Origin of the sequence: Pseudomonas sp. RU47 (genome assembly GCF_004011755.1) — a bacterium.
Taxonomy (GTDB): domain Bacteria; phylum Pseudomonadota; class Gammaproteobacteria; order Pseudomonadales; family Pseudomonadaceae; genus Aquipseudomonas.
Map to the genome: position 1 here is coordinate 4,266,516 of NZ_CP022411.1, position 25,048 is coordinate 4,291,563.

A 25,048-nucleotide genomic window follows, 5' to 3' on the forward strand; every position below is an offset into this window, starting at 1 on the left:
CCCTATCCCCCAGGGGGGCGAGGGGGAAAGGGAGCCGATCTCTGTGCTTTTCAAAACCTGAGTTCGGCTCGGTATTGCAAGTCGGTGTACCTCGAACATCCACCACGGTCAGTCCCCTCTCCCTCCGGGAGAGGGTTAGGGTGAGGGGGCTTTTGACCTTAATGTCCTGAAGCCGCAGGCCCCGCCTTGGCAGCAAACGGCGGCTTCGCCAGCCACACAATCAGAATCAACCCCATAAACCCCCAGCCCAGCAACGTGAAGTAATCCACGGTGGAAAGCATGTACGCCTGGCTGGTGAGAATCTGATCCATCTGCGCATACGCCGACTGGCTCGCCCCACCCAAAGAATGCAAGGTCTCGCGAGTCGCCGGCTCGAAGGTACTGATGCTCTCACTCATATACGCATGATGCTGATCCGCCCGACGAATCCAGATCCACGTGGTCAGCGATGCCGCAAAGCTACCGCCCAGCGTCCGCAGAAAAGTCGCCAGACCCGCGCCATCGGCAATCTGACTCGGCGGCAAGTCGGACATCAGAATGCTCAAGGTCGGCATAAAGAACAGCGCCACACCAATGCCCATGAACAACTGCACCAACGCGATGTGCTGGAAGTCCACCTCATTGGTGAATCCGGCCCGCATGAAGCAACTCAGACCAATCGCCAGAAACGCCAGCCCGGCCAGTAAACGCAGGTCGAACTTGTTCGCGTACTTGCCGACAAACGGCGACAGCAGCACCGGCAGAATGCCGATCGGCGCCACGGCCAGACCGGCCCAGGTCGCGGTGTAACCCATCTGCGTCTGCAACCACTGCGGCAGGATCAGGTTGATGCCAAAGAACCCGGCGTAACCCAGCACCAACACCAACGTGCCGATGCGGAAGTTACGGTGCGCAAACAATCGCAGGTTGACCACCGGATGCTGGTCGGTCATTTCCCAGATAACGAATACCGCCAGCGCAATCACCGAAATCGCCGCGCCGATGATGATGAAGTTCGACTCGAACCAATCCAGATCATTGCCCTTGTCGAGGATCACCTGCAACGCGCCGACACCAATGATCAGCGTGATCAGACCGACGTAATCCATCGGTTGACGGCTGGTTTCCACCGGACGCTTGGCCAGTTGCGAACGCACCACCATCACCGCAAAGATGCCGATCGGCACGTTGATGAAGAAGATCCACGGCCAGCTGTAACTGTCAGTAATCCAGCCGCCAAGAATCGGCCCGGCAATCGGCGCGACCACCGTGACCATCGCCAGCAACGCCAGGGCCATGCCTCGCCTGGCGGGCGGATAGACCGCGATCAGCAGTGTTTGCGTCATCGGATACAACGGCCCGGCCACCAGACCTTGCAGGACGCGGAAGCCAATCAGTTCCGGCATCGACGTCGAGATACCGCAGAGAAACGAGGCCAGCACGAACAGAATCGTGGCCCAGAGAAACAGCTTCACCTCGCCGAACCGACGGCTAAGCCAACCGGTCAGTGGCAGCGCAATGGCGTTGCTCACGGCGAACGAAGTGATCACCCAGGTGCCCTGCTCCGAGCTCACCCCGAGGTTGCCGGAAATCGTCGGCAGCGCCACGTTGGCGATGGTCGTGTCGAGCACTTGCATGAACGTCGCCAGCGACAGGCCGATGGTGCTGAGCAACAGGCTGGGCGGCGTGAAAGAGGCGTTATTGCTCATTGTGAATCCTATGAAACCTGATTAGCGCCGGGCCCTTTGTGGGAGCGAGCCTGCTCGCGAAGGCGGCCTTTCAGACAAATAAATGCTGAATGACACACCGCTTTCGCGAGCAGGCTCGCTCCCACAGGGTGAGGGATCAGCGTTGCGCGGTTTTGCTGACCGCAGCGCTGTTGTCGTGGATCAGCTGCGCAATCATCGCGTCGGCTTCGGCCAGTTGACGGTCGTAGACGTTGGTGCTGAACGAGGCTTTTTGCGGCGGCTGCTGCGCCAGCACCGGACCGCTCTGGTCGTGCAGGTTCACTTCAACATTGGTCGACAGACCGACGCGCAGCGGGTGCTTGGCCAGTTCTTCGGCGTTGATGTGAATCCGCACCGGTACACGCTGCACAATCTTGATCCAGTTACCGGTAGCGTTCTGCGCAGGCAGCAGAGCAAACGCGCTGCCGGTACCGGCGCCGAGGCTGTCGACGGTGCCGCTGTACTTCACATCGCTGCCGTAGATATCGGATTCGATGTCGACCGGCTGACCGATGCGCATGTCACGCAACTGGGTTTCCTTGAAGTTGGCGTCGATCCACAGCTGATCCAGCGGAATCACTGCCATCAACGCCGTGCCCGGCTGCACGCGCTGACCGAGCTGCACGGTGCGTTTGGCCACGTAACCGGTGACCGGCGCGATCAAGGTGCTGCGGGCATTGGTCAGGTAAGCCTGACGCAGGTCGGCGGCGGCGGACATCACATCCGGATGCGACGAGACCACGGTGTCATCGACCAGCGCGCTGGTGGTTTTCAACTGCTGTTTGGCGTTGGCCAGGGCGTTTTGCGCCGAGGTCAGGTCGTCGCGAGCGTGGGACAGTTCTTCCTGGGAAATCGCCCCGCCCTGCGCCAGGTTTTTCCGGCGGTTGTAGTTGTCCTGGGCTTTCTGCACTTCGGCCTGTTGCGCGTTGACCTGGGCTTTCATGCCATCAACATTGCTGTACAAGCCGCGCACCTGACGCACAGTTCGCGCCAGTTTCGCCTGCGCACTTTGCAGGCCGACTTCAGCGTCGTTCGGGTCGAAGTTGATCAGCACCTGACCTTCGTGAACCAGATCGCCATCGTCCGCACCGATGCTGACCACGGTGCCGGTCACCAGTGGGGTGATTTCCACGACGTTACCGTTGACGTAGGCGTCGTCGGTGCTTTCGTTAAAGCGCCCGATGAATTCGTGATACGCCCAGACGCCGGCGCAGGCGAGTGCAACCACAACGGCGAGCACCAGCAGCATGACTTTGCGCTTGCGCGGGTTGCCGGTGTCCGGGGTGTTGCCTTGAGCTTGGGTGTTTTCGGCAGTGGCCATGACAATTACCTTGAATTAGTTGTGCGGCGTGGCTGGGCTGGCGTTGGCTGCGGTCAGGGTTTGCCCCTGGAAGCCGCCGCCCAGCGCTTGCATCAGTTGAATCGACAGGTCGATCTGCTCGGCATTGAGGGTGGCCAATTGACGCTGGGCCTGCAGCAATTGCTGCTCGATGCTGAGCACGTCCAGGTAGTTGCCGATGCCGGAACCGTAACGCTGGACGACGGTGTTGTAAGAGTCCTGAGCGATGTCGGTGGCGTGTTGCTGCGCACCGATCTGCCGGCCGATGTCACGCAACTGGTTGATCGTGTCGCTGACATCGCCCAGTGCTTTCACCAGACTTTTGTTGTACTGCGCCACCGCCAGGTCGTAATCGGCGTCGCGCGCATCGAGGTTGGCGCGCAGGCGTCCGCCGTCGAAGATCGGCACCGAAATGGTCGGGGCAATGTTGAAGAAGCGACTGGCCGAACCGAACATCGCGTCACCCAACAAAGACTCGGCACCGGCCGAGGCCGACAGGTTCAAGTTGGGATAGAAGCGGGTTTTCGCCGAGTCGATGTCTTTGCTCGCCGCTTCGACGCGCCAACGGGCGGCGACCAGATCCGGGCGACGACCGAGCAGTTCCGCCGGCAATACCGACGGCACGGCGACAGCGCTGGCTTGCAGGACTTTCGGTCGGGCGATTTCGTTGCCGCGATCCGGGCCTTTGCCGAGCAGTACGGCCAAGGCGATCTTGGCGCTGTTCAAGCGTTTTTCTGCGTCAATCAGGCTGGCTTCGGAACTGGCTTCCAGACTTTGCGTTTGCTGGAACTGGTACTGACTGTCGATCCCGGAACTCAGGCGACGCTGGCTCAGGTCGAGCATTTGTCTGGTGCGTTTGAGGTCTTCGTTCGCCAGGTCATAAACGATGTGTGCCTGACCGAGATCGCTGTAAGCGCGAGCGACGTCGGCGGCGAGGGTCAGTTGTGCAGCCTGACGATCAACTTCAGCGGCGCGGGCCTGACCGAGTGCTGCTTCCCAGGCGTCACGCTGGCCGCCCCAGAGGTCGAAGTTGTAATTGAACCCGGCGCTGACGTTACGCACGGTGGCGTAGGCATCGCCCTGCCCTCGCGGGTCCTGATCCTTGGCCAGACGCGAACGGCTGATGCCGGCGCTGGCGTCGAGGGTCGGATAACGTTCGGCATCGGCGGCATACGCGGCGGCACTGGCCTGATGCGCGCGGGCTTCGGCGATTTGCATGTCCGGGCTGTCGTGCAGCGCTTCGCGAATCAAACCGTCGAGTTGCGGATCGCCGAGGCTGGTCCACCAGTCGCTCTTCGGCCAGGCGGCCGGCGACAGGGTCACGCCGGTGAGGGATTGGCTGGCGTTGAGGCTTTTTGCATCAAGGCTCGCGCCCGAAGTGTCGAGGCCGCTGTAGTTGGCGCAGCCAGCGAGGATCATCGCGGACAGCACCAAGGTCAGGCTGCTGCGCAAGGTTTTACCGCTCATTGTGTTCACCTAAGCGCTGGATGGTGATCGGGTCACCGGCTGCCAGCAGAATTTTCTTGAGGATGTATTCCAGGGTCTTCAACTCGTCCGGGGTGACGGCGCCGGCCAGTTCATTCATCGCGTCGGCGCCGATGTGCGGCAGGCGATCGGCCAGTTGCTGGCCTTGTTCGGTCAGCTTGAGCTGCACCTGACGGCGATCGCCTTCGCTGCGGTGGCGAGCCAGAAAGCCTTTCTGCTCCAGACGATCGAGCATGCGCGTCATCGAACCGCTGTCGAGCGACAGATGCCGGCACAGCTCGGCCGGGGTATCGACGCCGAACTGAGCCATGATGATCAACACCTTGAACTGCGCGGCCGTGATGCCGTGGGGTTCCATGTGGGTATCGATGATCCGGTCCTTGAGCAGCGCAGCACGGCCAAGCAACAGGCCGAGATGGCAGTGTTTGAATTCGTCCGGGGTGAAATGCTTCATTTGCTCACCTAATAACTGCCTAGGCAGTGAATGTATGTCGAGATGTTACTGCCTAGGCAGCGAATGTCAACGCAATAGTTAGGTTGCTTTGCAATTAGTTGACCAATGGACTGGGTTTTTGTGGCGCCCGCGCTGACGCCTTCGCGAGCAAGCTCGCTCCCACAGGGTCTTGCGTCAGCCAGAAAATATTGGCAACGACACAAAACCTGTGGGAGCGAGCTTGCTCGCGAAGGGCGCGACTCGGTGTAAGTTCGGTCAGGAATCGTCGGAAGGATGCACGGGTGGCGGCTGCACAGGATGCACCTCACGCCCCCGCAAGGCAGTGGCCACATACCCAAACGCACGCTTGCTCACCGCATAAATGCTATGCCAGCCCGGCGGTGCCGGTTCGATGGCGGCATGCAACGCTCGCGCATAATCGAGCACCAGTCCGGGCGTCCAGGCCATCGCCTCGGCGCGTTTGCGCACTTGCGCGGCAACCCAGAACTCGGGGCTGAAGATGATCCGGGCAAAATCCAGCATGCTCGAATGCCCCCGGTTCATCGCCCCTTCAAGGGCCGCTTCGAGACTATGGGCAACAGCGCTGGAACAATTGCGACTGGTCAGGTTGTACGTGCTGCTCTGGCGATAGCCCGCCCAGAACGCACTGAGTCGCCGGGCATCGTAGCGGGCAAAACTGACCTGCACCGAAGACGGACACCAGTCCGCCACCTCGCCGGCATAGTCAGGCAGAAACCTGCCGGCAACATCGTTGTTCGGCGTAGCCCGCAGCAAGCGCACAAAATCCCCCGCCGAGCGATCGATGTCGTCCTGCGGGTAATGGCTGATGTAAATGTCCGGGCCACATTCCAGTGCCGCGTGACCGGCGGAGATAACGCCGTTGATATCGACCGCCGCGATGTAGCGGTTGAGCAGGCGATTGCGCACCAGGGTGTCGTCGACGGTGCCGCTGGGGGTCCAGACGTGAATCACCAACGCATCGCTGCTGGCCGGCGCACTGACCGACAAAGGGCTTGTCAGCGGCGGCTGGTTTTTGAAGCGCACCGCTTGGCGCAACAAGGCACAGCCCGAGAGAAACAGGCTCATGCCAATGCAGAACGGCACCGTGCCCTTGTACAGCGTCGGATACGGCTCAAGGATAAATACGCCAAAGCCGATTTCGAACAATCCCGCCAGCAGCGACACTTGCCAACCGACAAAGCGCACCACCAGCGCCGCCGCCAGCCGAAAACCGCCATCGAGCAAAAAAGCCCCGCCAAACAGCACCGCCAGAATCAGCCCGGCAGCATGTTGCCGGTCGACGATCAGCAGTCCCAACAAGAGAAACGCCAACCCTCGCGCTTTGCGCAGGGCCGCAGCGGTCCCGGCTTGCGGTGCCGGCACCAGCAGCAGGATCAGCGCTTCGAGCAACAACAGATAGCCGAAGAGATGCAGCGGGAAATACAGCACGCCGTCCAGCGCATCAATGAAGATGCCCACACCGGCCGCGCCCCAGACAATGCCCGTCAGCGCCAGCGCAGACCAGCGTTTGCGGACAAAGTCGTGACCGAGCAAGACCATACTCAAGCGGACCATTTGCGCCCCCGTTATCTTCGGGCAGCCGCCAACCGCGCTGCTTTCAAGTTGCGGTGAGTCTAATCCATTCTGCAAAAGCCGGATCGCAGCGACGCGACCCGGCTATGGGGAACGCGCATTAGAAATCGCGCTTGTAGAAAATATCCAGCGAACTCGCGACGCCACTGGCCGCCTCGACATAGACCTTCTTGCTCAGCTTGTAGCGCAGCGCGATGGTGCTGGCCGGTTCAAACACGCCAACGCCATAACGCAAACTGAGCTTCTCGGTAATATTGCCGCTGGCCACAACACTGGTGGCATCGCCGCTGCCTGCAGTGTCAAGCTGGAAATCCTGAATCCCCAGATCCTTGGCCAGACTGCTGGTGACCCCGGAGCTGCCCATCAAGCCCAGACCCAACGCTGCTTGCGCGAGCATGTTGTTGTCTTCGCCATTGGTGCTCAGCGGTCGACCGAGGACCAGATAGGACAACGCCTGTTCCTGACTCATCGCCGGTTCCGAGAAGATCTGCGTGGTCGGCTGCTCGGCGCTGCCGCTCAGGCGAATACCGGCGATCACGTCGTCGGTCTGGCGAATCGCTTCGATGTCCAGATATGGCTGATCGAGGGGACCGGCGAACAACAGACGCGCACGGCGCACTTGCAGGCGCTGGCCGTAGGCACTGTAGCGGCCGTCGTTGAGCCACAGCTCGCCACGGGTATCCATGTTGTCGCCGATGTGCACATGACCTTGCACGTTGGCGGTCAGACCAAAACCGGCGAAGGCCAGTTTGTCTTCACCGACCACCACGTCGATGTCCATTTTCATCGCCATCGGCGGTTTGCCCTCTTCGGTCTGCGCACCGACGATGATCGTGTCATCGGAGACTTTCACCGTTGACGGCGGCAGCTCACGCACGGTGATTTCACCTTTGGGCACCTGCACTTTGCCGGCGATTTTCAGCTCGTCGCCGGCCATGGAAATCTTCAGATCCGGCGCCACTTCAAGTTTCGCGTACGGCTCGACGGTGACCGGCAATTGTGTGCCTTTCAAAGCCAGATCGACCACCAGCGCCTGACCCCAGGCAACGTTACCGTTGAGGCTGCCCTGCCCGCTCTTGCCGCTTTTCCAGCCGCCGTCGAGGCGTACCGATTCGCCGGCAATCAGGGCGGTGAGTTGCAGGTTCTGCAGCTCCATCGGCAACTCGGCGCCGGACACTTCGCCGTCGCTGAGTTGCACGGTGCCGTTGACCAGCGGCGCCAGCAATCCGCCGGAAATGGTGCCGCTGCCGTTCAGACGCCCGGTGAGTTTCTCGACCATCGGCACAAACGGCCGCGCCACCGACAAATCCAGCCCACTGAGACGGAACGAGCCGCTCAGCGGTTTGTTTTTCGGCAGTGGATTGAGCTGCGCCTGCACCATCAGTTCGCCGAGTTTGCCGCCGACGAAATTCAGTTCGGTGTCGACGCGCTTGGGCGTGAGTTTGCTGGTGAGTTTCAGCGTCTGGTAGGGGAAATCCAGCCACTGATCCTTTTCCTTCATGCGCAAGGTGCCGCCGCTGGCGTCCACACTGACCACACCATTGGGGCCGCTGGCCGGCAGATCCAGTTGCAGATCGGCGTTGAGCTTGCCTTGCCAGGCAAAGTCTTTGGGCATCCATTGCGCGAGGCTTTCGATCGGGAATTGCTTGAGGTGGTAGCGCAGTTTCGGCTCTGGCATCAGGCGCTGATCTTCACCGCACAGGCTGGCATTGCCGGACATCCAGCAATGCGCACCGAAGTTGATTTTACCGTCGGCCAGACGTTCGAGTCTGGCCGGGTTTTGCAGTTTCCAGTCCTGGCCACCGGCCTGAATGTCGCCACTGGCCAGACGACCGCGCCAGTTGCCTTTGTCCAGATTGCCGTCCAGACCAAGGGCCAATTTCAACTTCGGCCCGATCAGGTCGAGGTTGAGTTTCTGGCTCTTGATGTCGCCCTGAGCGCTGGCGGTCAACACGCCCAAGTTGGTGTCACCGGCCTGAATGCCAGCGCCTTTCAGATCGATCTTCGCCCGTTGCGCGCTGTCGAGTGTGGCGTCGAGGTTGAGGCTTTGCAGGCGATTGCCCTGAAACGCCAATTGCGAACCTTGCAGGCCGAGTTTGCCCTGCGGCGCTTGCAGCGTACCGGCCACATTGACCTGACCGGTGACCTGCCCGCGCAGTTGCGGCCAGAGCTGGGCCAGACGCGACAGTTTGATGTCGATCTGCCCTGTGAGTTTCTGTTGCAGGCTGCCCTTGCCACTGATGCTGTTGTCGCCGAGACGGATTTGCAGGGCGTTGAGATTCCACTGCTCGCCAGCGCCGTCAGCCTTGGCCTGGAGGATTGCCGGTTGCCCGCGCAGTTTGCCTTTCAAGTCGAGGTCGGCGGTGAGGCTCAGGCGCTCGTTCTTCATTTCGCCTTGGCTTTTCAGCGGTCCAGCTAACGTGCCCGGCAACTCGGCGACCCAGTACGCCGGGTTCAGTGCCGACAGCTCCAGCGCCGTGTCCCAGGCGATGCCATCGGCGAACTGCACATTGACGTGACCTTCCGCCTTGCCCTGCCCGGCTTCCATTTTCAATTGCGGCAAAGCGATCTGTTTAAGGCTGCCGCTGAACGGACTGCTCAGGGTAAACGCACCCGCCGGGCCATCCATTGCGGCGGCGAAGTTGCCGAGGTATTGGCCGTCGGTGTAGGAGACTTCGCCAGTAAACGTACGCAAGGCGACTTGTGGCTCGTCGATTTCGTTATAGAGCCGATGCCACGGGAAATCCTGCCAGTTGATATTGGCTTGCGCGGTGAGGCCTTTGCTCCAATCGACACTGCCAGTGAGTTTCAGGCTTTGCTTGTCGTTGGCTGTCAGATCAAGGCCGGCGATCTGCGCGCCGCTGGCGTCGACTTTACCTTTGAGCAACAGCGCCACCGGGCCTTTGTCGGCGGGCAGCGTGGCGTTGCCGTTGAGCTGGTAGCCGTTTTTCAGGTCGCCTTCGCCGGTCAACACCAGTTGATTGAGTTGCAGGGTGTCCGGTAAATCAGCGCTCGGTTTGAACGCCTCGGAGGTGATGCGCACTTTCGCCGGCAGGTTTTCCGCCAGCGGTTGCAGTTCGCCGCTCAACTGGCCGTCAAGGTAACCCCCGCTGTCGGCGTGCAGGTTGAGGGTTTTCAACAGGTCGCCGTCGATCTTCAACGCCAGTGTCCACGGCCCCGTTCCCGGCGATGGCAACGTCAGGTCTCCGGCGATGTTCAGCGGCCAGTTGCCGGTCGGCGTGAGTGTGCCAGACAGGTTCAGGCTGAGGTCGTCGCGCTGCAATTTCACGCTGTCGATCTGCATGCCCTGAGCGGTCCAGTGCGCCGCCAGTTGCAAGCCCTTGAGTTGTTCGCTGCCGTTGAACAGCAGACTGCCAACCTGAACGTCGCCCAGCTCGATGGCCACCGGCAATTGCAGATCCGGCAGTTTGATCGGGCCGCTCTCAGTGGTTTCTTCACTCGGCGGGAATTGCAGAATGACCTGATCTGCCTTGAGCTGTTCGATGCACAGGGTCATGCGCGTCAGGCACAGCGGCGACCAGGCGAAGATTGCCTTGTTCAGTTCGACGCGGCTGCTGTCCTGCTGCCACAGCAGATGATCGGCGCTCCACTGCCCGCCTAGGCGACCCTGGAAATTTTCCACGCTCAAGCCCGGCACGAGGCCCAGCACCCAGCGGCTGCCGGCCGCCGTGCCGAGCACAGCGGTGACACTCAATACAACCAACAACACCAGCGCCAACAACGCCAGCGCCGTAATTTTCAAACCACGCTTCACAGCTCAGGCCCCATGGAAAAGTGCAGCCGGATGCCGCCATCGTCGTCGAGTGCGTGGGCCAGATCGAGGCGGATCGGCCCGACCGGCGAGACCCAGCGCACACCAATACCGACCCCGGTCTTGAGGTTCGGCAGTTCGAGTTTGTTGAAGGAGTTGCCCTGATCGACGAAAGTCGCGACGCGCCATTTTTCGGCGATCGAGTATTGATACTCGACGCTGCCAGCGACCATGTAACGGCCGCCGATTCGGTCGCCATCGGAGTTTTTCGGCGACAGACTCTGGTAGTCGTAACCGCGCACGCTCTGATCGCCACCTGCGAAGAACCGCAGCGATGGCGGAATCGAGTTGTAGCCATTGGTGGCGCTACCGCCGACCTGCACGCGACCGAGGAAGCGGTGTTTGTCGAATACCGTGGTCAGGCCTTTGACCAACGCCGTGCCATATAGAAGGTTGTTGTCAGAACCCAAGCCTTCCTTCGCCACTTTGCTTTCAAAGCTCAGGCGATAGCCATTGTGCGGGTCGATACGGTTGTCGCTTTTCAGGTACGAGTAACTGATGCCGGGCATCAGCAAGGTGCTCAGGCCGGAGTCATCGCCGAGTTCATATTCTTCGCGCTGCCATTTCAGCGAGATCACCCGCTGCCAGCCACTCGGTAACTTGCTGTGCCATTCCGGGCCGAAGGTCAGCAGTTTGCTCAGCGTGTCGGAACCGTCGATGTCTTCGAATTGATAACCGCCGGCCCAACGTAGTTTGTCGGTCAGTGGTGGGTCGAGCGGGATGTCGTAGAACAGCCCGACGTTTTGTCGGGGCGCCGAGAGTTCGGCTTCCCAGCCATAGCTGTCGCCTTGCGGGTTGACCCAGTGGCGGGTCCAGTTGGCTTTGATGCGCGGGCCGACGTCGGTCGAATAACCGAGGCCCAGACCCATGGTGCGGGGCTTGCGCGTGTCGAGTTTGACGTCCACCGGGATCACGTCGTTCTTCGCGGTGGTCGGTGCGGCATCGACGCGTATGCCTTCGAAATAACCGCTCGATTGCAGATCGCGATTGAGCTCGGCGATCAGCTCGGAGTCATACGGTTCGCCTTCCTTGAACGGCACCATGCGTTGCAGCAGGTCTTCGTCGAACGGCGTGTCGCCTTCGAATTTGACTCTGCCCAGCGCATAACGCGGGCCGCTTTCGTAGATCAGTTCGACGTCGGCGACACCGGCGCGCGGGTCGACCAGGAGTTTCTGACTGGTGAAATGGCCACTGAAGAAACCGAAGCGCGAGGCCTGATTCTGAATAAGTCTTTTGGCGTCTTCGTAACGCCCATGATTGAGCACCGCGCCGGACTTGAGCACGTCACTTTTCGGTACACGAAAGGATTTGAGGGAGGCAGCCGGGCCGTCGACACGAATGGTGACGTTGCGCAGGCGAATCGGCTCGCCGGGATCGATGTTCAGCACCAGACGCGGTTTTTTGCCGCCCTTGACGTCACTTTCGATCTGCGGCTGGTAGTAGCCCAACGCCTGAGCCGCTTTGCGCGCCTGCTCTTCGGCACCGCGACTGAAGCGCTGCAGGGCTTCTTCGTCACGATCGCCGAGGCTGCCGATATAGCCTTCTATATTGGCCTTGAGTTCATCGTTGGACGGTTTGATCCGCACATCCAATTCACTTTGCGCCAGCGCCGCGCAGCTGGTTAACAGCAGGAGCACGCCACTGGTAAATCTTCCTGGAAACTTCATAGGCGCGGATGCTATCACGGGCTTGGGAGCGTGATAGAACAGGAAATTTCCCAAGAAGTTCGATTGTCATGCTGTTGCAGTTTGTAACACCTGCGGATTGGCGTGGAAAAACACGTGTTCGCGCACCGGGCCGACGGCAACTTCGCCGATCTCTTCGTAACCCTGCCTTTTATAGAATTCCAGATAGCGTGGGTTGCCGGTGTCGAGCACCACGCCCTGCGAGGTTTCGTCCACCGCGCACCAGTTGTGTACGGCGGTCAGCAGTTGCTCGCCAAAGTGCTTGCCCTGAAATTGTGGGTGGATGCCCAGCAGCGGCAGCATGTGTACCGAATCACTGGGCACACACGCGGCGACGGCGTCGTGGTAATCGAGATAGCGGCGGGTGCAGCGGAAACCGGTGCTGAGCACCATGCGCAAACGCCACGCCCAACTTTCGGTGATGCCCAAACGGCGTTGTGGCGGCGCGATCAGGGCGATGCCGATCAGGCGATCGTTGACCAGCAGGCCGATGGCCGGCAGATCCTGCAGAAAGTGTTGCTTGACCAGTTCGCGCACCGTCGCCCGCACACGTTGCTCGTAACCGGGGCGTTCGGCTTCAAACAGGTAGCCGAAGGTCGGCTCGTGGCGATACGCCTGATAAAGCAGCGAGCGGGCTTCGCGGGAATAGCCGCGGTCGAGCATATGAATGTCGGCGATGGCGGTCTGGGTTTCAGGCATGACGGTAATTCTCCCCGGGGCGCGTTCAAATGGCGGCGCTCTTGGTGGTACGAACCTTTTGCGGGTGGCGTGGTTCCCCACAGGTATAGACCAAGTCGGGATCTTCATCGATTTTGCTGGCCTCTTCGCGAGCAGGCTCGCTCCCACATTTTGGAATGCGTTCCCCCTGTAGGAGTGAGCCTGCTCGCGATGGCGCCATTGCTGACAACACAAATCCCACAGACAAAATTGATTTCTCCCACCCCACACTGGCCCCCATCCCACATGTCAGCTAGCATCGCCCTTTTGCTAGGACTGCCGACCATGAAGATCGTTTCCTTCAACATCAACGGACTGCGCGCCCGTCCGCATCAGCTGGCAGCGCTGATCGAAAAACACCAGCCGGACGTCATCGGCCTGCAGGAAACCAAAGTCCACGACGACCAGTTCCCGCTCGAAGAAGTCCGCGCCCTCGGTTACCACGTGTATTTCCACGGCCAGAAAGGTCACTACGGCGTAGCGATGCTTTCGCGTCAGGAACCGATTGCGATCCACAAAGGTTTCGCCACCGATGAAGAAGACGCCCAGCGCCGCTTTATCTGGGGCACCTTCGCCGATGCCAATGGCGTGCCGGTAACGATCATGAACGGCTACTTTCCACAGGGCGAAAGCCGCGACCACCCGACCAAATTCCCGGCCAAGCAGCGTTTCTACAGCGATCTGCAAGCGCTGCTGGAAAGCCAGTTCCACAATGAACAGCCCGTAGTGGTGATGGGCGATGTGAACATTTCCCCGGAAGACTGCGACATCGGCATCGGCCCGGACAACATGAAGCGCTGGTTGAAAACCGGTAAATGCAGCTTCCTGCCGGAAGAGCGCGAGTGGATGGCACGCCTGAAGAACTGGGGCCTGACCGACAGCTATCGCCACTTGAACCCGGACGTGACCGACATGTTCAGCTGGTTCGACTACCGCAGCCGTGGTTTTGAAGATGAACCGAAGCGCGGGCTGCGCATCGATGTGATTCTGGCGTCGCATGGTTTGTTGCCGCGGGTGAAGGCTGCGGGTGTCGACTATGAATTGCGCGGGATGGAAAAACCGTCCGATCATGCGCCGATCTGGCTTGAACTGGCCTGATCTTCGAATCGCCTGAAATCCCCCCTGTGGGAGCGAGCCTGCTCGCGAAAGCGGTGTATCAGAAACATTTTTGTAACTGACACACCGCTTTCGCGAGCAGGCTCGCTCCCACATTTAGATCGCTGTCATCTCCAAGTAACTTTTCTGACTTAATCTCCCCGGCAATCCCCTTGGCTTGATTCGGTGCCGGCATGACCCTGCGTGTTCTGTGCGTTTTTCTCTTGAGTGCGTGGCTGTCGGTTTCTGCCACCGCCCTGCCCCTGCCTGAAAACGGCCCGGCGCTGCGCATTCAAGGCTCCAACACCATCGGCGCCGAACTCGGCCCGGCACTGGTCGAAGGCCTGTTGCAAGAACAGGGTCTGCTGAAAATCCACCGCGAAACCCCGGACACCGCCAACGAACTGCGCATCGTCGGCCAGACCGCTCAAGGCAAACGCGTGGTCGTCGAAGTCGCCGCCCACGGTTCCAGCACCGGTTTCACTGCGTTGAAAAACGCCAGCGCCGATCTGGCCGCGTCTTCCCGCGAGATCAAGGACAGCGAGCTGCAGACCTTGCAATCACTGGGCGATCTGAAAAGTCCTGCCGCCGAACAAGTCATCGCTATCGATGGCCTGGCGATCATCCTTCATCCCGATAATCCCCTCCAGCAACTGGACACCGAGCAACTGGCGCGGATCTTCAGTGGCGAAGTGAAAACCTGGGAAGACCTCGGCGGGCGTGGCGGTGCGATTCATTTATATGCACGCGATGATCAGTCCGGCACGTTCGACACGTTTAAGGAGTTGGTCCTCAGTCGTCGTGGGAAAAGTCTGAGCAGCAACGCGAAAAGGTTTGAGTCCAGCGAGCAATTGTCCGACGCAGTCAGTACGGATCCTCAGGGCATCGGCTTCATCGGTTTGCCTTACGTGCGTCAGGCCAAAGCGGTGGCCATTGCCGATGGTGCGTCGCAATCGATGTTGCCGCTGAACAGCCTGATTGCCACAGAAGACTATCCGCTGTCGCGGCGTTTGTTCTTCTATCTGCCACCCGACAGCAAGAATCCATGGGCGCAGGCCTTGGTGACGTTTGCGCAAAGTCGTCAGGGCCAGGCAATTGTCGCCGCCAATGGGTTCATCAGTCAGACCGTGCACGCCATGAGCGTCGCGCCGAATGCGCTGATGCCCGAGGGTTATCAATCCCTCAGCCGCCACGCCCAGCGTCTGACGGTGAACTTCCGTTTTGAAGAAGGCAGCGCGAACCTCGACAACAAGGCGCGTCAGGATCTGGCGCGAGTGTTCGACTATATAAAGCGCCACGACAAGACCGAGCGCGCGGTGACATTGGTTGGGTTTGGTGATGCCAAGGATGACCCGGCGCGGGCGGATCTGCTGTCGAAGCTGCGGGCGATGGCGGTGCGGCGTGAGTTGGTGAAGAACGGCGTGGTGTTGCGCGAGGTTCGCGGCTTTGGTGCGTTGATGCCGGTGGCGGCGAACAATGCGGATGAGGGCAGGATCAAGAATCGGCGGGTTGAGGTTTGGGTGTATTAGCCCTACCCGATCGTTCCCACGCTCTGCGTGGTAACGCCGCCATGGACGCTCCGCGTCCACTGTGACGCAGAGCGTCACGGGATGCATTCCCACGCAGAGCGTGGGAACGATCAGGTGGATCAGCGTTCGCTACGCAGCATCTCCTTCGGCACATACTTGCCGATCTCGAACTTGCCGATCGCCGCGCGGTGCACTTCGTCCGGGCCGTCGGCCAGGCGCAAAGTACGTTGCATGGCGTACATGTAGGCCAGCGGGAAATCGTTCGACACACCGGCTCCACCATGCATCTGGATCGCCCGGTCGATCACCCGCAATGCGACGTTCGGTGCGACGACTTTGATCTGCGCAATTTCGCTCTTCGCCACTTTGTTGCCGACGGTGTCCATCATGTACGCGGCTTTCAACGTCAGTAGACGTGCCATGTCGATTTCCATCCGCGAGTCGGCGATCTTGTCGACGTTACCGCCCAGACGCGCCAGCGGTTTACCGAAGGCAGTGCGGCTCACCGCGCGTTTGCACATCAATTCCAATGCACGCTCGGCCATGCCGATCGAGCGCATGCAGTGGTGAATCCGGCCTGGGCCAAGACGACCCTGAGCGATTTCGAAACCGCGGCCTTCACCGAGCAGAACGTTTTCGTACGGCACGCGCACATTGTCGAAGAGCACCTCGGCGTGGCCGTGTGGCGCGTCGTCGTAACCGAATACCGGCAACGGACGGACGATCTTCACGCCGGGAGTGTCGACCGGCACGAGGATCATCGAGTGCTGGGCATGGCGTGGTGCATCGGGGTTGCTCAGGCCCATGAAGATCAGGATCTTGCAGCGCGGATCGCAGGCGCCGGAGGTCCACCATTTTTTGCCGTTGATCACCCACTCGTCGCCATCACGCACGGCGCGGGCCGCCATGTTGGTAGCGTCGGAGGAAGCCACATCCGGTTCGGTCATGGCGAACGCCGAGCGGATCTCGCCTCGTAGCAACGGTTCGAGCCAGCGTTGTTTCTGTTCTTCGTTGGCGTAGCGCACCAGCACTTCCATGTTGCCGGTGTCTGGCGCCGAGCAGTTGAACGGCTCCGGCCCGAGCAGCGAGCGGCCCATGATTTCCGCCAGTGGCGCGTATTCGAGGTTGGTCAGACCGGCACCGAGCTCCGATTCCGGCAGAAACAGATTCCACAGGCCTTCGGCCTTGGCCTTGGCTTTGAGCTCTTCCATGATCGCCGTCGGCTGCCAGCGATCGCCTTCGGAGACCTGGCGCTCGAACACGGCCTCGGCCGGGTAAACGTAAGTGTCCATGAACGCGGTCACGCGCTCACGCAGTTCTTGCACCTTGGGCGAATAAGCGAAATCCATGATCAATTACCTTCTTGGGCAGAGGTTGTTTAAGTCATGCAATCGATGCTAGAACAGCGCTGATAATTTACCTAGCCTATTCTCGGCGTGTATAAACATTCATCACCGATATATGATCCAGTGATCGCCAGCCCTTAAAAACAAGAGAAGCCGCGTTATGAATCTGAGCAAGGTCGACCTCAACCTTTTCATCGTCTTCGACGCGATCTACACCGAAGCCAACCTGACCCGCGCCGGGCAGATTGTCGGCATCACTCAGCCGGCGGTATCCAACGCATTGGCACGGTTGCGCGAGACCTTTAACGATCCGCTGTTCGTGCGCACCGCGCAGGGCATGGTGCCGACGCCGATGGCGCAGAACATCATCGGCCCGGTGCGCAACGCCCTGTCGCTGCTGCGCGTGTCGGTTCAGGAAAGCCGCATTTTCAACCCGGCACAAGCAGTCAAGACTTACCGCATCAGCATGACCGACCTCACCGAGGCGGTGATTCTGCCGCCGCTGTTCCAGCGCCTGCGCCGTCTGGCGCCGACGGTGATCATCGAAAGTTTTCTGTCCAAACGCCGGGAAACCACCAAGGAACTGGCCGCCGGGCGTCTGGATTTTGCCGTCGATGCGCCGCTTAACACCGACCCGCAGGTGCGCCACGTCAAGCTGATGGAAGACCGTTACGTCTGCGCGATGCGCAAGGGTCATCCGATGGCGGGCAAAGAAAAGCTATCGCTGGATGACTATCTGTCGCTGACCCATATCCACATTTCCAGCCGCCGCAGTGGTTTGGGTTATGTTGATCTGGCGCTGGGCAAAATGGGCATTCAGCGCAAGATCGCCCTGCGTTCGCAGCATTATTTGATGGCCTCGCAAGTGATGCAGCAGACCGACATGGTCATGACCGTGCCGGAGCGCTTTGCCCGTCGGCATGAACTGCAGGCGTTTAATCTGCCGGTCAATGATGTGCCGCCGGTGGAGACGCATCTGTATTGGCATGAGAGTACTGACCAGGACCCGGCGAATCGCTGGATGCGTGAGCAGATGATCGAGTTGTGCCAGCAGGTGACGGCGCAGGAGAAGAAGCTCGATAAGGTGTAGGGCTTTTTACCGCGTCTTCGTTCTTCGCGAGCAGGCTCGCTCCCACAGGTTCTCGGTCGAACACAAATCCGTATTCAACACAGATCCACTGTGGGAGCGAGCCTGCTCGCGAAGGGGCCATCAAATACAACACAAATCATCCCGCTTGACGTAAACGTCAACCTGCCATTAGCTTAGCGCCAAGACCTTTTTCCGAGCGCTTCCATGAGCAGCCAGACTTACAGCATCTCCGACCTCGCCCGCGAGCTGGACATCACCACCCGGGCGATCCGCTTTTATGAAGAGCAAGGCCTGCTCAGTCCTGAGCGCCGAGGCCAGGAACGCATCTATTCGCCGCGCGACAAAGTCAGCCTGAAGCTGATCCTGCGCGGCAAGCGCATCGGTTTTTCGCTGGCCGAATGCCGCGAACTGATCGAGCTTTACGACCCCTCCAGCGGTAACACCAAACAGCTCAACAGCATGCTGGCGAAAATCACTGAGCGCCGCGAGCAGCTGGAGCAGCAGTTGCTGGATATCGAACAGATGAAACTGGAACTTGATACCGCTGAAGAGCGCTGCGTGCAGGCGTTGGAGCAGACGCTCAAGAGCCAGCAGGCCATTTAGCCAACAACACAAATCCCCTTGTAGGAGTGAGCCTGCTCGCGATAGCGGTGTGTCAGTCGAAATAAATGCTGACTGACACTGCGCTATCGCGAGCAGGCTCACTCCTACAGGGGTTCTCCACGAATTCAAAAGAGCAGGTCAACCGCCATGTCCCTCCCCTCCCAAGTACGCCTGATCGAAGTCGGCCCGCGCGATGGCCTGCAGAACGAAGCCCAACCGATCAGCGTCGCCGACAAGGTGCAACTGGTCGATGCGCTCAGCGCCGCCGGCCTTGGCTATATAGAAGTCGGCAGTTTCGTTTCGCCCAAATGGGTACCGCAGATGGCCGGCTCTGCCGAGGTGTTCGCGCAGATCCAGCGCAAACCCGGCGTGACCTACGGTGCACTGGCGCCGAACCTGCGCGGCTTCGAAGACGCCATAGCTGCCGGGGTCAAGGAAGTCGCGGTGTTCGCCGCTGCCTCCGAAGCCTTCTCGCAACGCAACATCAACTGCTCGATCAGCGAAAGCCTGGCGCGGTTTGCGCCGATCATGGAAGCCGCGCAGCAGCACGGCGTTACCGTGCGCGGTTACGTGTCCTGCGTGCTCGGTTGCCCATATGAAGGCCCGGTCGCGCCGGAACAAGTGGCGATGGTCGCGCGCGAGTTGTATGCGATGGGCTGCTATGAGGTTTCGCTGGGCGACACCATAGGCACTGGCACCGCTGGCGCAACTCGCCGCTTGTTCGAAGTGGTGTCGGCGCAAGTGCCACGGGACAAGCTCGCCGGGCACTTCCACGACACCTACGGCCAGGCCATGGCCAATATCTACGCCAGCCTGCTCGAAGGCATTTCGGTATTCGATAGCTCTATCGCGGGCCTCGGCGGCTGCCCGTACGCCAAAGGCGCGAGCGGTAACGTTGCCACCGAAGACGTGGTGTACCTGCTCAATGGCTTGGATATCAAGACCGGAATCGATCTGGACGCCTTGATTGCCGCGGGTCAGCAGATCAGCGCGGTGCTCGGTCGCCCGAGCGGTTCGCGCGTGGCCAAGGCTCGTAGCGCACAGTGAAGGGGAAAGGTGTTACCGCTGAGTCTGGAATGTGGGGCTCAAGCGAGTAACACGGAAACAAATTGTCTGGTTTCGCTGGAGTGAAAATTTGCTGAAATCCTCAAATCATTGATTTATAAGGATTTTTAAAAGTTGGCACGGCTTCTGCTATCTCTATGGCATAACAAGAATAAAAAGCAGCAAACCAATAAAAACAAGACGTACCGACTCTGACATAACAAAAACAACACGGCAGAGACGCAGCTAACAGATTTTTTTGGAGAAGGTGTGCTTTTCAGGGTGCTCTCAGGAGTGACCCGCAACCGGGCAGAGAACAATAAAACTACCTTCAGGTAGCTCCCGAATCGGTTGGATCGTTTAACGAGAAAGCAGATCAGCGCTCAAAAAAATACGTTTGCTCTTGACCCCGGATGGGGGTCGCCAAAAACAGCGGTAAAGGGCCACGGTTGCCAAAAACAACAACAGACCGACCCTCAATAATAAAAAAGAGCACGCGACGACAAAATTAAAGGGGAGCTTCGGCTCCCCTTTGTGCTTTCTGTGATTTGTGTTTTCACTGCGTATCCCCTGTGGGAGCGAGCCTGCTCGCGAAAGCGTTGTATCAGACACATCTGCCCTGAATGACACACTGCATTCGCGAGCAGGCTCGCTCCCACATTGAATCCTCGTCAGGCGTGCTTTTCGCGTAGCTCTTCGATGCTTATTTCACGCATGCGGAATTTCTGAATCTTGCCCGTGACCGTCATCGGAAACTCTTCAACGAACTTGAAGTGCCGTGGCGTCTTGAAGTGCGCGATGCGCTCCTTGCACCAGGTTTGCAGTTCCAGTTCGGAAGCGCTGTGGCCGGAGTGGAACTTGATCCAGGCAACAATCTCCTCGCCGTAACGCGAGCACGGAATGCCGATCACCTGCACGTCCGCCACCGCCGGATGGGTGAAGAAAAACTCTTCCAGCTCACGCGGATAAACGTTCTCGCCACCACGGATGATCATGTCCTTGTTACGCCCGGCGATGTTGACGTAACCCTCCTCGTTCATGCTCGCCAGGTCGCCGGTGTGCATCCAGCCCGCCTCATCGATGGCTTCGGCGGTGGCCTGCGGATTGTTCCAGTAGCCGAGCATCACGCTGTAACCACGGGTGCAGAGTTCGCCGATGGTGCCGCGCGACACGAGGTTGCCGACCTCGTCGATGATCTTGCTTTCCAGTTGTGGCTGGGTGCGGCCGACAGTGGTCACGCGCAGCTCCAGTTCATCGTTCGGCCCGGTTTGCAGCGACACCGGGCTGGTTTCGGTCATGCCATACGCAATCTGCACTTCGCTCATGTGCATCTCGCTGATGACCCGGCGCATCACTTCGATCGGACAGGTCGCGCCGGCCATGATCCCGGTGCGCAGGCTCGACAGATCGAATTCGCCGCGTTGCGGCTGGTCGAGCATGGCGATGAACATGGTCGGTACGCCGTAGAGGCCGGTGGCCTTTTCTTCGGCGACGGTTTGCAGGGTCAGCAATGGATCGAAGGCATCGTTGGGGTAAATCATCGTGCTGCCGTGGGTGATGCAGCCGAGGTTGCCCATGACCATGCCGAAGCAGTGATACAGCGGCACCGGGATCACCAGGCGATCGCGCGGGGTCAGGCCGATGCTTTCGCCGACCATGTAACCGTTGTTGAGGATGTTGTAGTGACTGAGGGTCGCGCCCTTGGGGAAACCGGTGGTGCCGGAGGTGTACTGAATGTTGACCGCTTGATCGAAGTGCAGGCTGTCACTGCGTTCTTGTAGTTGTTCTTCAGAGACACTGGTTGCCATGTCGGACAATTGCGACCACGGCAGGAAACCTGACGGTGGCTGCGCGTCGAGGCTGATCACCCCGCGCAACTCTGGCAACCGCTCGCTGCGCAATTGGCCGATGGATTGTTCGGCCAGTTCCGGCACCAGGCCTTGCAACATGCCGTGGTAGTTCGAGGACTTGAATGCCCCGGCGCAGACCAGCCATTGGCAGCCGGATTGCTTGAGCACGTATTCGAGTTCGGAACTGCGATAGGCCGGGTTGATGTTGACCAGGATCACGCCGATTTTCGCCGTAGCGAATTGGCTGATGCACCATTGCGCGCAATTCGGTGCCCAGATACCGAGGCGGTCACCGGCCTGCAAACCCAAAGCGAGCAACGCTCTGGCATGCAGGTCTACCGCATCGGCCAGTTGCCGCCATGAGTAGCGCAACTGCTGATGGCGCACCACCAGCGCTTCACCGTCCGGGTATTGCGCAACAGTCTGATCGAACTTTTGCCCGATGGTCATCGCCAGCAAGGCTTTGTCCTGAGAACCACGGGTGTAGCTGCGCCGCGGGTTTGCACTGGGTTGATCCATGACGACCCCTATTGTCTTTATTTATGGGTTGCCGACGATCACTTGTAGGAGTGAGCCTGCTCGCGATCTCGATCCATCAGTCAACATTTACATCGACTGACACAACGCGATCGCGAGCAGGCTCACTCCTACAAAAACCAATCAGCTTTCAATCTTGAACTGCCCCTACTCTCGCTCAAGTTGACGTTAACGTAAAGGGTGATTGACAGCCATCCGTCACAGGCTTACGTTAACGTAAAGGTGAGAGCCGAGTGACCGCCCTCCCCACCCTACAAAAAAGCCAAAAGGTGACCCATGAGCTATCCATCCCTGAACTTCGCCCTCGGTGAAACCATCGACATGCTGCGCGATCAGGTTCAGTCCTTTGTCGCCAAGGAGATCGCCCCGCGCGCGGCGCAGATCGACAGCGACAACCTGTTCCCCGCCGACATGTGGCGCAAGTTCGGTGACATGGGCCTGCTCGGTATCACTGTGCCGGAAGAGTACGGCGGCGCTGGGCTGGGTTACCTGGCACACGTGGTGGCGATGGAGGAAATCAGCCGCGGTTCGGCCTCTGTAGCGCTGTCCTACGGTGCGCACTCCAACCTCTGCGTCAACCAGATCAACCGCAACGGCAACCATGAACAAAAAACCAAATACCTGCCGAAACTGATCAGCGGCGAACACGTCGGCGCGCTGGCGATGAGCGAGCCAAACGCCGGCTCCGACGTGGTCTCGATGAAACTGCGCGCCGACAAACGCGGCGACCGCTTCGTCCTCAACGGCAGCAAAACCTGGATCACCAACGGCCCTGACGCCAACACTTACGTGATCTACGCCAAGACCGACCTGGAAAAAGGCCCGCACGGCATCACCGCCTTCATCGTCGAGCGCGACTGGAAAGGCTTCAGCCGCAGCAACAAATTCGACAAGCTCGGCATGCGCGGCTCCAACACCTGCGAGCTGTTCTTCGATGACGTCGAAGTGCCGGAAGAAAACATCCTCGGCGTCCTCAACGGCGGCGTGAAAGTGCTGATGAGCGGCCTCGATTATGAGCGCGTGGTTCTCTCCGGCGGCCCGACAGGGATCATGCAGTCGTGCATGGATCTGATCGTGCCGTACATCCACGATCGCAAACAGTTCGGCCAGAGCATCGGCGAATTCCAGCTGATCCAGGGCAAAGTCGCCGACATGTACACCCAACTCAACGCCAGCCGCGCCTACCTCTATGCAGTCGCCCAGGCCTGCGAACGCGGCGAAACCACCCGTAAGGACGCCGCCGGCGTGATCCTCTACACCGCCGAACGCGCCACACAAATGGCCCTCGATGCGATCCAGATTCTCGGCGGTAACGGTTACATCAACGAATTCCCGGCGGGTCGCCTGCTGCGCGACGCCAAGCTGTACGAAATCGGCGCCGGCACCAGTGAGATCCGGCGCATGCTGATCGGTCGCGAACTGTTCAACGAAACGAAATGAATTTCGTCAGCTGCGAGCCGCAAGTTTCAAGCTGCAAGAGAACCGCTTTAACTTGCCGCTCCAAGCTTGCAACTCGTAGCTGCTTACGGAGTAAGCCATGATTCTGCACACTCAGCTCAATCCTCGTTCGGCGGAATTCGCCACCAACAGCGCGGCGATGCTCAAACAGGTCGACGCGCTGCACACCCTGCTCGCCCAAGTGGCGCAAGGCGGCGGCGCGAAAGCTCAGGAGCGCCACACCTCGCGCGGCAAATTGCTGCCGCGGGAGCGCATCAACCGCTTGCTTGATCCGGGTTCGCCGTTTCTGGAAATCAGCCAATTGGCCGCCCACGCGGTTTACGGCGAAGACGTACCCGCCGCTGGTGTGATCGCCGGGATCGGTCGTGTCGAAGGCGTCGAGTGCATGATCGTCGCCAACGACGCAACAGTTAAGGGCGGTTCGTACTACCCGCTGACCGTGAAAAAACACCTGCGCGCGCAGACCATCGCTCAACAGAATCGCCTGCCGTGCATCTATCTGGTGGACTCCGGTGGCGCCAACCTGCCGCGTCAGGACGAAGTGTTCCCGGACCGCGAGCACTTCGGGCGGATCTTCTTCAACCAGGCCAACATGAGCGCGATGGGCATTCCGCAAATCGCTGTGGTCATGGGCTCCTGCACTGCGGGTGGTGCTTATGTGCCGGCGATGGCCGACGAAGCAATCATGGTGCGCAATCAGGCGACGATTTTCCTCGCCGGCCCGCCACTGGTGAAAGCTGCGACCGGTGAAGTGGTCAGCGCCGAAGACTTGGGCGGTGCCGATGTGCACTGCAAGATTTCCGGGGTCGCCGACCATTACGCCGAGAGCGACGAACATGCCCTCGCTCTCGCCCGCCGCAGTGTTGCCAATCTCAACTGGCGCAAGCTCGGCGAAGTGCAACAGCGCGCACCGATTGCGCCGCTGTACGCTGGCGACGAGTTATACGGTGTGGTTTCGGCTGATGCCAAGCAACCGTTCGACGTGCGCGAAGTGATTGCGCGACTGGTCGACGGTTCGGTGTTCGATGAATTCAAAGCGCTGTTCGGCACCACGCTGGTCTGCGGTTTCGCGCATCTGCACGGTTACCCGATCGCGATTCTGGCCAACAACGGCATCCTCTTCGCCGAAGCCGCGCAGAAAGGCGCGCACTTCATCGAACTGGCTTGCCAGCGCGGCATTCCGCTGCTGTTTTTGCAGAACATCACCGGTTTCATGGTCGGCCAGAAATACGAGGCCGGCGGCATCGCCAAGCACGGCGCAAAACTGGTAACCGCCGTTGCTTGCGCAAAAGTGCCGAAATTCACCGTGATCATCGGCGGCAGCTTTGGCGCCGGCAACTACGGCATGTGCGGGCGCGCCTATGATCCACGCTTCCTGTGGATGTGGCCGAACGCGCGGATCGGCGTGATGGGTGCCGAACAGGCCGCTGGCGTGTTGGTGCAGGTCAAGCGCGAACAGGCTGAGCGCAGCGGTCAGGCGTTCAGTGCCGAGCAGGAAGCCGAGATCAAGCAACCGATTCTCGACCAGTACGAAGAGCAGGGTCACCCCTACTATTCCAGCGCACGGCTGTGGGACGACGGCGTCATCGACCCGGCGCAGACCCGCGATGTGCTGGCCCTGGCCTTGTCCGCGTCGTTGAACGCGCCAATCGAACCGAGCCGCTTCGGCGTGTTCCGGATGTGAT

The 25,048-nt window shown here is 59.9% G+C and carries 17 protein-coding genes; 7 read left to right on the forward strand and 10 right to left on the reverse strand.

Annotated elements, in window-relative coordinates; translation table 11 throughout:
• Nucleotides 1–158 precede the first annotated feature (158 nt).
• From CCX46_RS19390 to CCX46_RS19425, 8 genes are all read right to left on the reverse strand, one after another.
• On the reverse strand, nucleotides 159–1,688 hold the full coding sequence (locus CCX46_RS19390) for a DHA2 family efflux MFS transporter permease subunit (protein WP_127928968.1): 1,530 nt from the start codon (nucleotides 1,686–1,688) through the stop codon (nucleotides 159–161).
• A 136-nt stretch (nucleotides 1,689–1,824) separates the two neighbouring features.
• A complete protein-coding gene (locus CCX46_RS19395) occupies nucleotides 1,825–3,027 on the reverse strand; it encodes an HlyD family secretion protein (RefSeq protein ID WP_008082123.1) in 1,203 nt (400 codons plus the stop codon).
• 15 nt (nucleotides 3,028–3,042) lie between these two features.
• On the reverse strand, nucleotides 3,043–4,512 hold the full coding sequence (locus tag CCX46_RS19400) for an efflux transporter outer membrane subunit (RefSeq protein WP_127928969.1): 1,470 nt from the start codon (nucleotides 4,510–4,512) through the stop codon (nucleotides 3,043–3,045).
• On the reverse strand, nucleotides 4,502–4,984 hold the full coding sequence (locus CCX46_RS19405) for a MarR family winged helix-turn-helix transcriptional regulator (protein WP_095189882.1): 483 nt from the start codon (nucleotides 4,982–4,984) through the stop codon (nucleotides 4,502–4,504). The genes CCX46_RS19400 and CCX46_RS19405 overlap by 11 nt, the downstream gene beginning before the upstream one ends.
• A 255-nt stretch (nucleotides 4,985–5,239) precedes the next feature.
• The gene (locus CCX46_RS19410) at nucleotides 5,240–6,559 is read right to left on the reverse strand and encodes a hypothetical protein (protein WP_127928970.1); all 1,320 of its coding nucleotides are present in this window, start codon (nucleotides 6,557–6,559) and stop codon (nucleotides 5,240–5,242) included.
• Nucleotides 6,560–6,677: 118 nt separating this feature from the next.
• The gene (locus CCX46_RS19415; RefSeq protein WP_127928971.1) at nucleotides 6,678–10,352 is read right to left on the reverse strand and encodes a translocation/assembly module TamB domain-containing protein; all 3,675 of its coding nucleotides are present in this window, start codon (nucleotides 10,350–10,352) and stop codon (nucleotides 6,678–6,680) included.
• Entirely contained in the window at nucleotides 10,349–12,076 is a 1,728-nt protein-coding gene (locus tag CCX46_RS19420) for an autotransporter assembly complex protein TamA (protein WP_127928972.1), read from the reverse strand. The genes CCX46_RS19415 and CCX46_RS19420 overlap by 4 nt, the downstream gene beginning before the upstream one ends.
• 66 nt (nucleotides 12,077–12,142) lie before the next feature.
• The gene (locus CCX46_RS19425) at nucleotides 12,143–12,793 is read right to left on the reverse strand and encodes a GNAT family N-acetyltransferase (protein WP_127928973.1); all 651 of its coding nucleotides are present in this window, start codon (nucleotides 12,791–12,793) and stop codon (nucleotides 12,143–12,145) included.
• A gap of 303 nt (nucleotides 12,794–13,096) precedes the next feature.
• On the opposite strand from CCX46_RS19425, the gene xthA reads away from it, so the two are divergent.
• Both xthA and CCX46_RS19435 read left to right on the forward strand, forming a co-directional pair.
• On the forward strand, nucleotides 13,097–13,909 hold the full coding sequence (xthA, locus tag CCX46_RS19430; protein ID WP_008082104.1) for an exodeoxyribonuclease III: 813 nt from the start codon (nucleotides 13,097–13,099) through the stop codon (nucleotides 13,907–13,909).
• Between the two features lie 191 nt (nucleotides 13,910–14,100).
• On the forward strand, nucleotides 14,101–15,435 hold the full coding sequence (locus CCX46_RS19435) for a substrate-binding domain-containing protein (protein WP_127928974.1): 1,335 nt from the start codon (nucleotides 14,101–14,103) through the stop codon (nucleotides 15,433–15,435).
• Nucleotides 15,436–15,554: 119 nt separating this feature from the next.
• On the opposite strand, the gene CCX46_RS19440 is transcribed toward CCX46_RS19435, so the two are convergent.
• Nucleotides 15,555–16,784 carry an acyl-CoA dehydrogenase gene (locus tag CCX46_RS19440; RefSeq protein WP_127928975.1) on the reverse strand — a complete coding sequence of 410 codons (1,230 nt, stop codon included), beginning with the start codon at nucleotides 16,782–16,784 and terminating at the stop codon, nucleotides 15,555–15,557.
• 157 nt (nucleotides 16,785–16,941) lie between these two features.
• Here CCX46_RS19440 and CCX46_RS19445 point away from each other — a divergent pair, with 157 nt between their 5' ends.
• From CCX46_RS19445 to CCX46_RS19460, 3 genes are all read left to right on the forward strand, one after another.
• Nucleotides 16,942–17,871 (forward strand): LysR family transcriptional regulator, encoded by a 930-nt coding sequence (locus CCX46_RS19445; protein WP_016986544.1) that lies wholly within the window; start codon nucleotides 16,942–16,944, stop codon nucleotides 17,869–17,871.
• Between the two features lie 204 nt (nucleotides 17,872–18,075).
• Complete coding sequence (locus CCX46_RS19450; protein ID WP_007917234.1) at nucleotides 18,076–18,474, forward strand: MerR family transcriptional regulator; 399 nt, start codon at nucleotides 18,076–18,078, stop codon at nucleotides 18,472–18,474.
• Between the two features lie 147 nt (nucleotides 18,475–18,621).
• Nucleotides 18,622–19,521, forward strand: coding sequence for a hydroxymethylglutaryl-CoA lyase (locus tag CCX46_RS19460; RefSeq protein WP_127928976.1), 900 nt, complete (start codon nucleotides 18,622–18,624; stop codon nucleotides 19,519–19,521).
• A 668-nt stretch (nucleotides 19,522–20,189) separates the two neighbouring features.
• On the opposite strand, the gene CCX46_RS19465 is transcribed toward CCX46_RS19460, so the two are convergent.
• Nucleotides 20,190–21,887, reverse strand: a complete 1,698-nt coding sequence (locus tag CCX46_RS19465) for an AMP-binding protein (protein ID WP_127928977.1) — start codon at nucleotides 21,885–21,887, stop codon at nucleotides 20,190–20,192.
• Nucleotides 21,888–22,181: 294 nt separating this feature from the next.
• On the opposite strand from CCX46_RS19465, the gene CCX46_RS19470 reads away from it, so the two are divergent.
• Together CCX46_RS19470 and CCX46_RS19475 are read left to right on the forward strand one after the other, a co-directional pair.
• Nucleotides 22,182–23,345, forward strand: coding sequence for an isovaleryl-CoA dehydrogenase (locus CCX46_RS19470; protein WP_122590347.1), 1,164 nt, complete (start codon nucleotides 22,182–22,184; stop codon nucleotides 23,343–23,345).
• Between the two features lie 97 nt (nucleotides 23,346–23,442).
• Nucleotides 23,443–25,047, forward strand: coding sequence for a carboxyl transferase domain-containing protein (locus tag CCX46_RS19475; RefSeq protein ID WP_127928978.1), 1,605 nt, complete (start codon nucleotides 23,443–23,445; stop codon nucleotides 25,045–25,047).
• The last annotated feature ends 1 nt before the right edge of the window (nucleotide 25,048 follow it).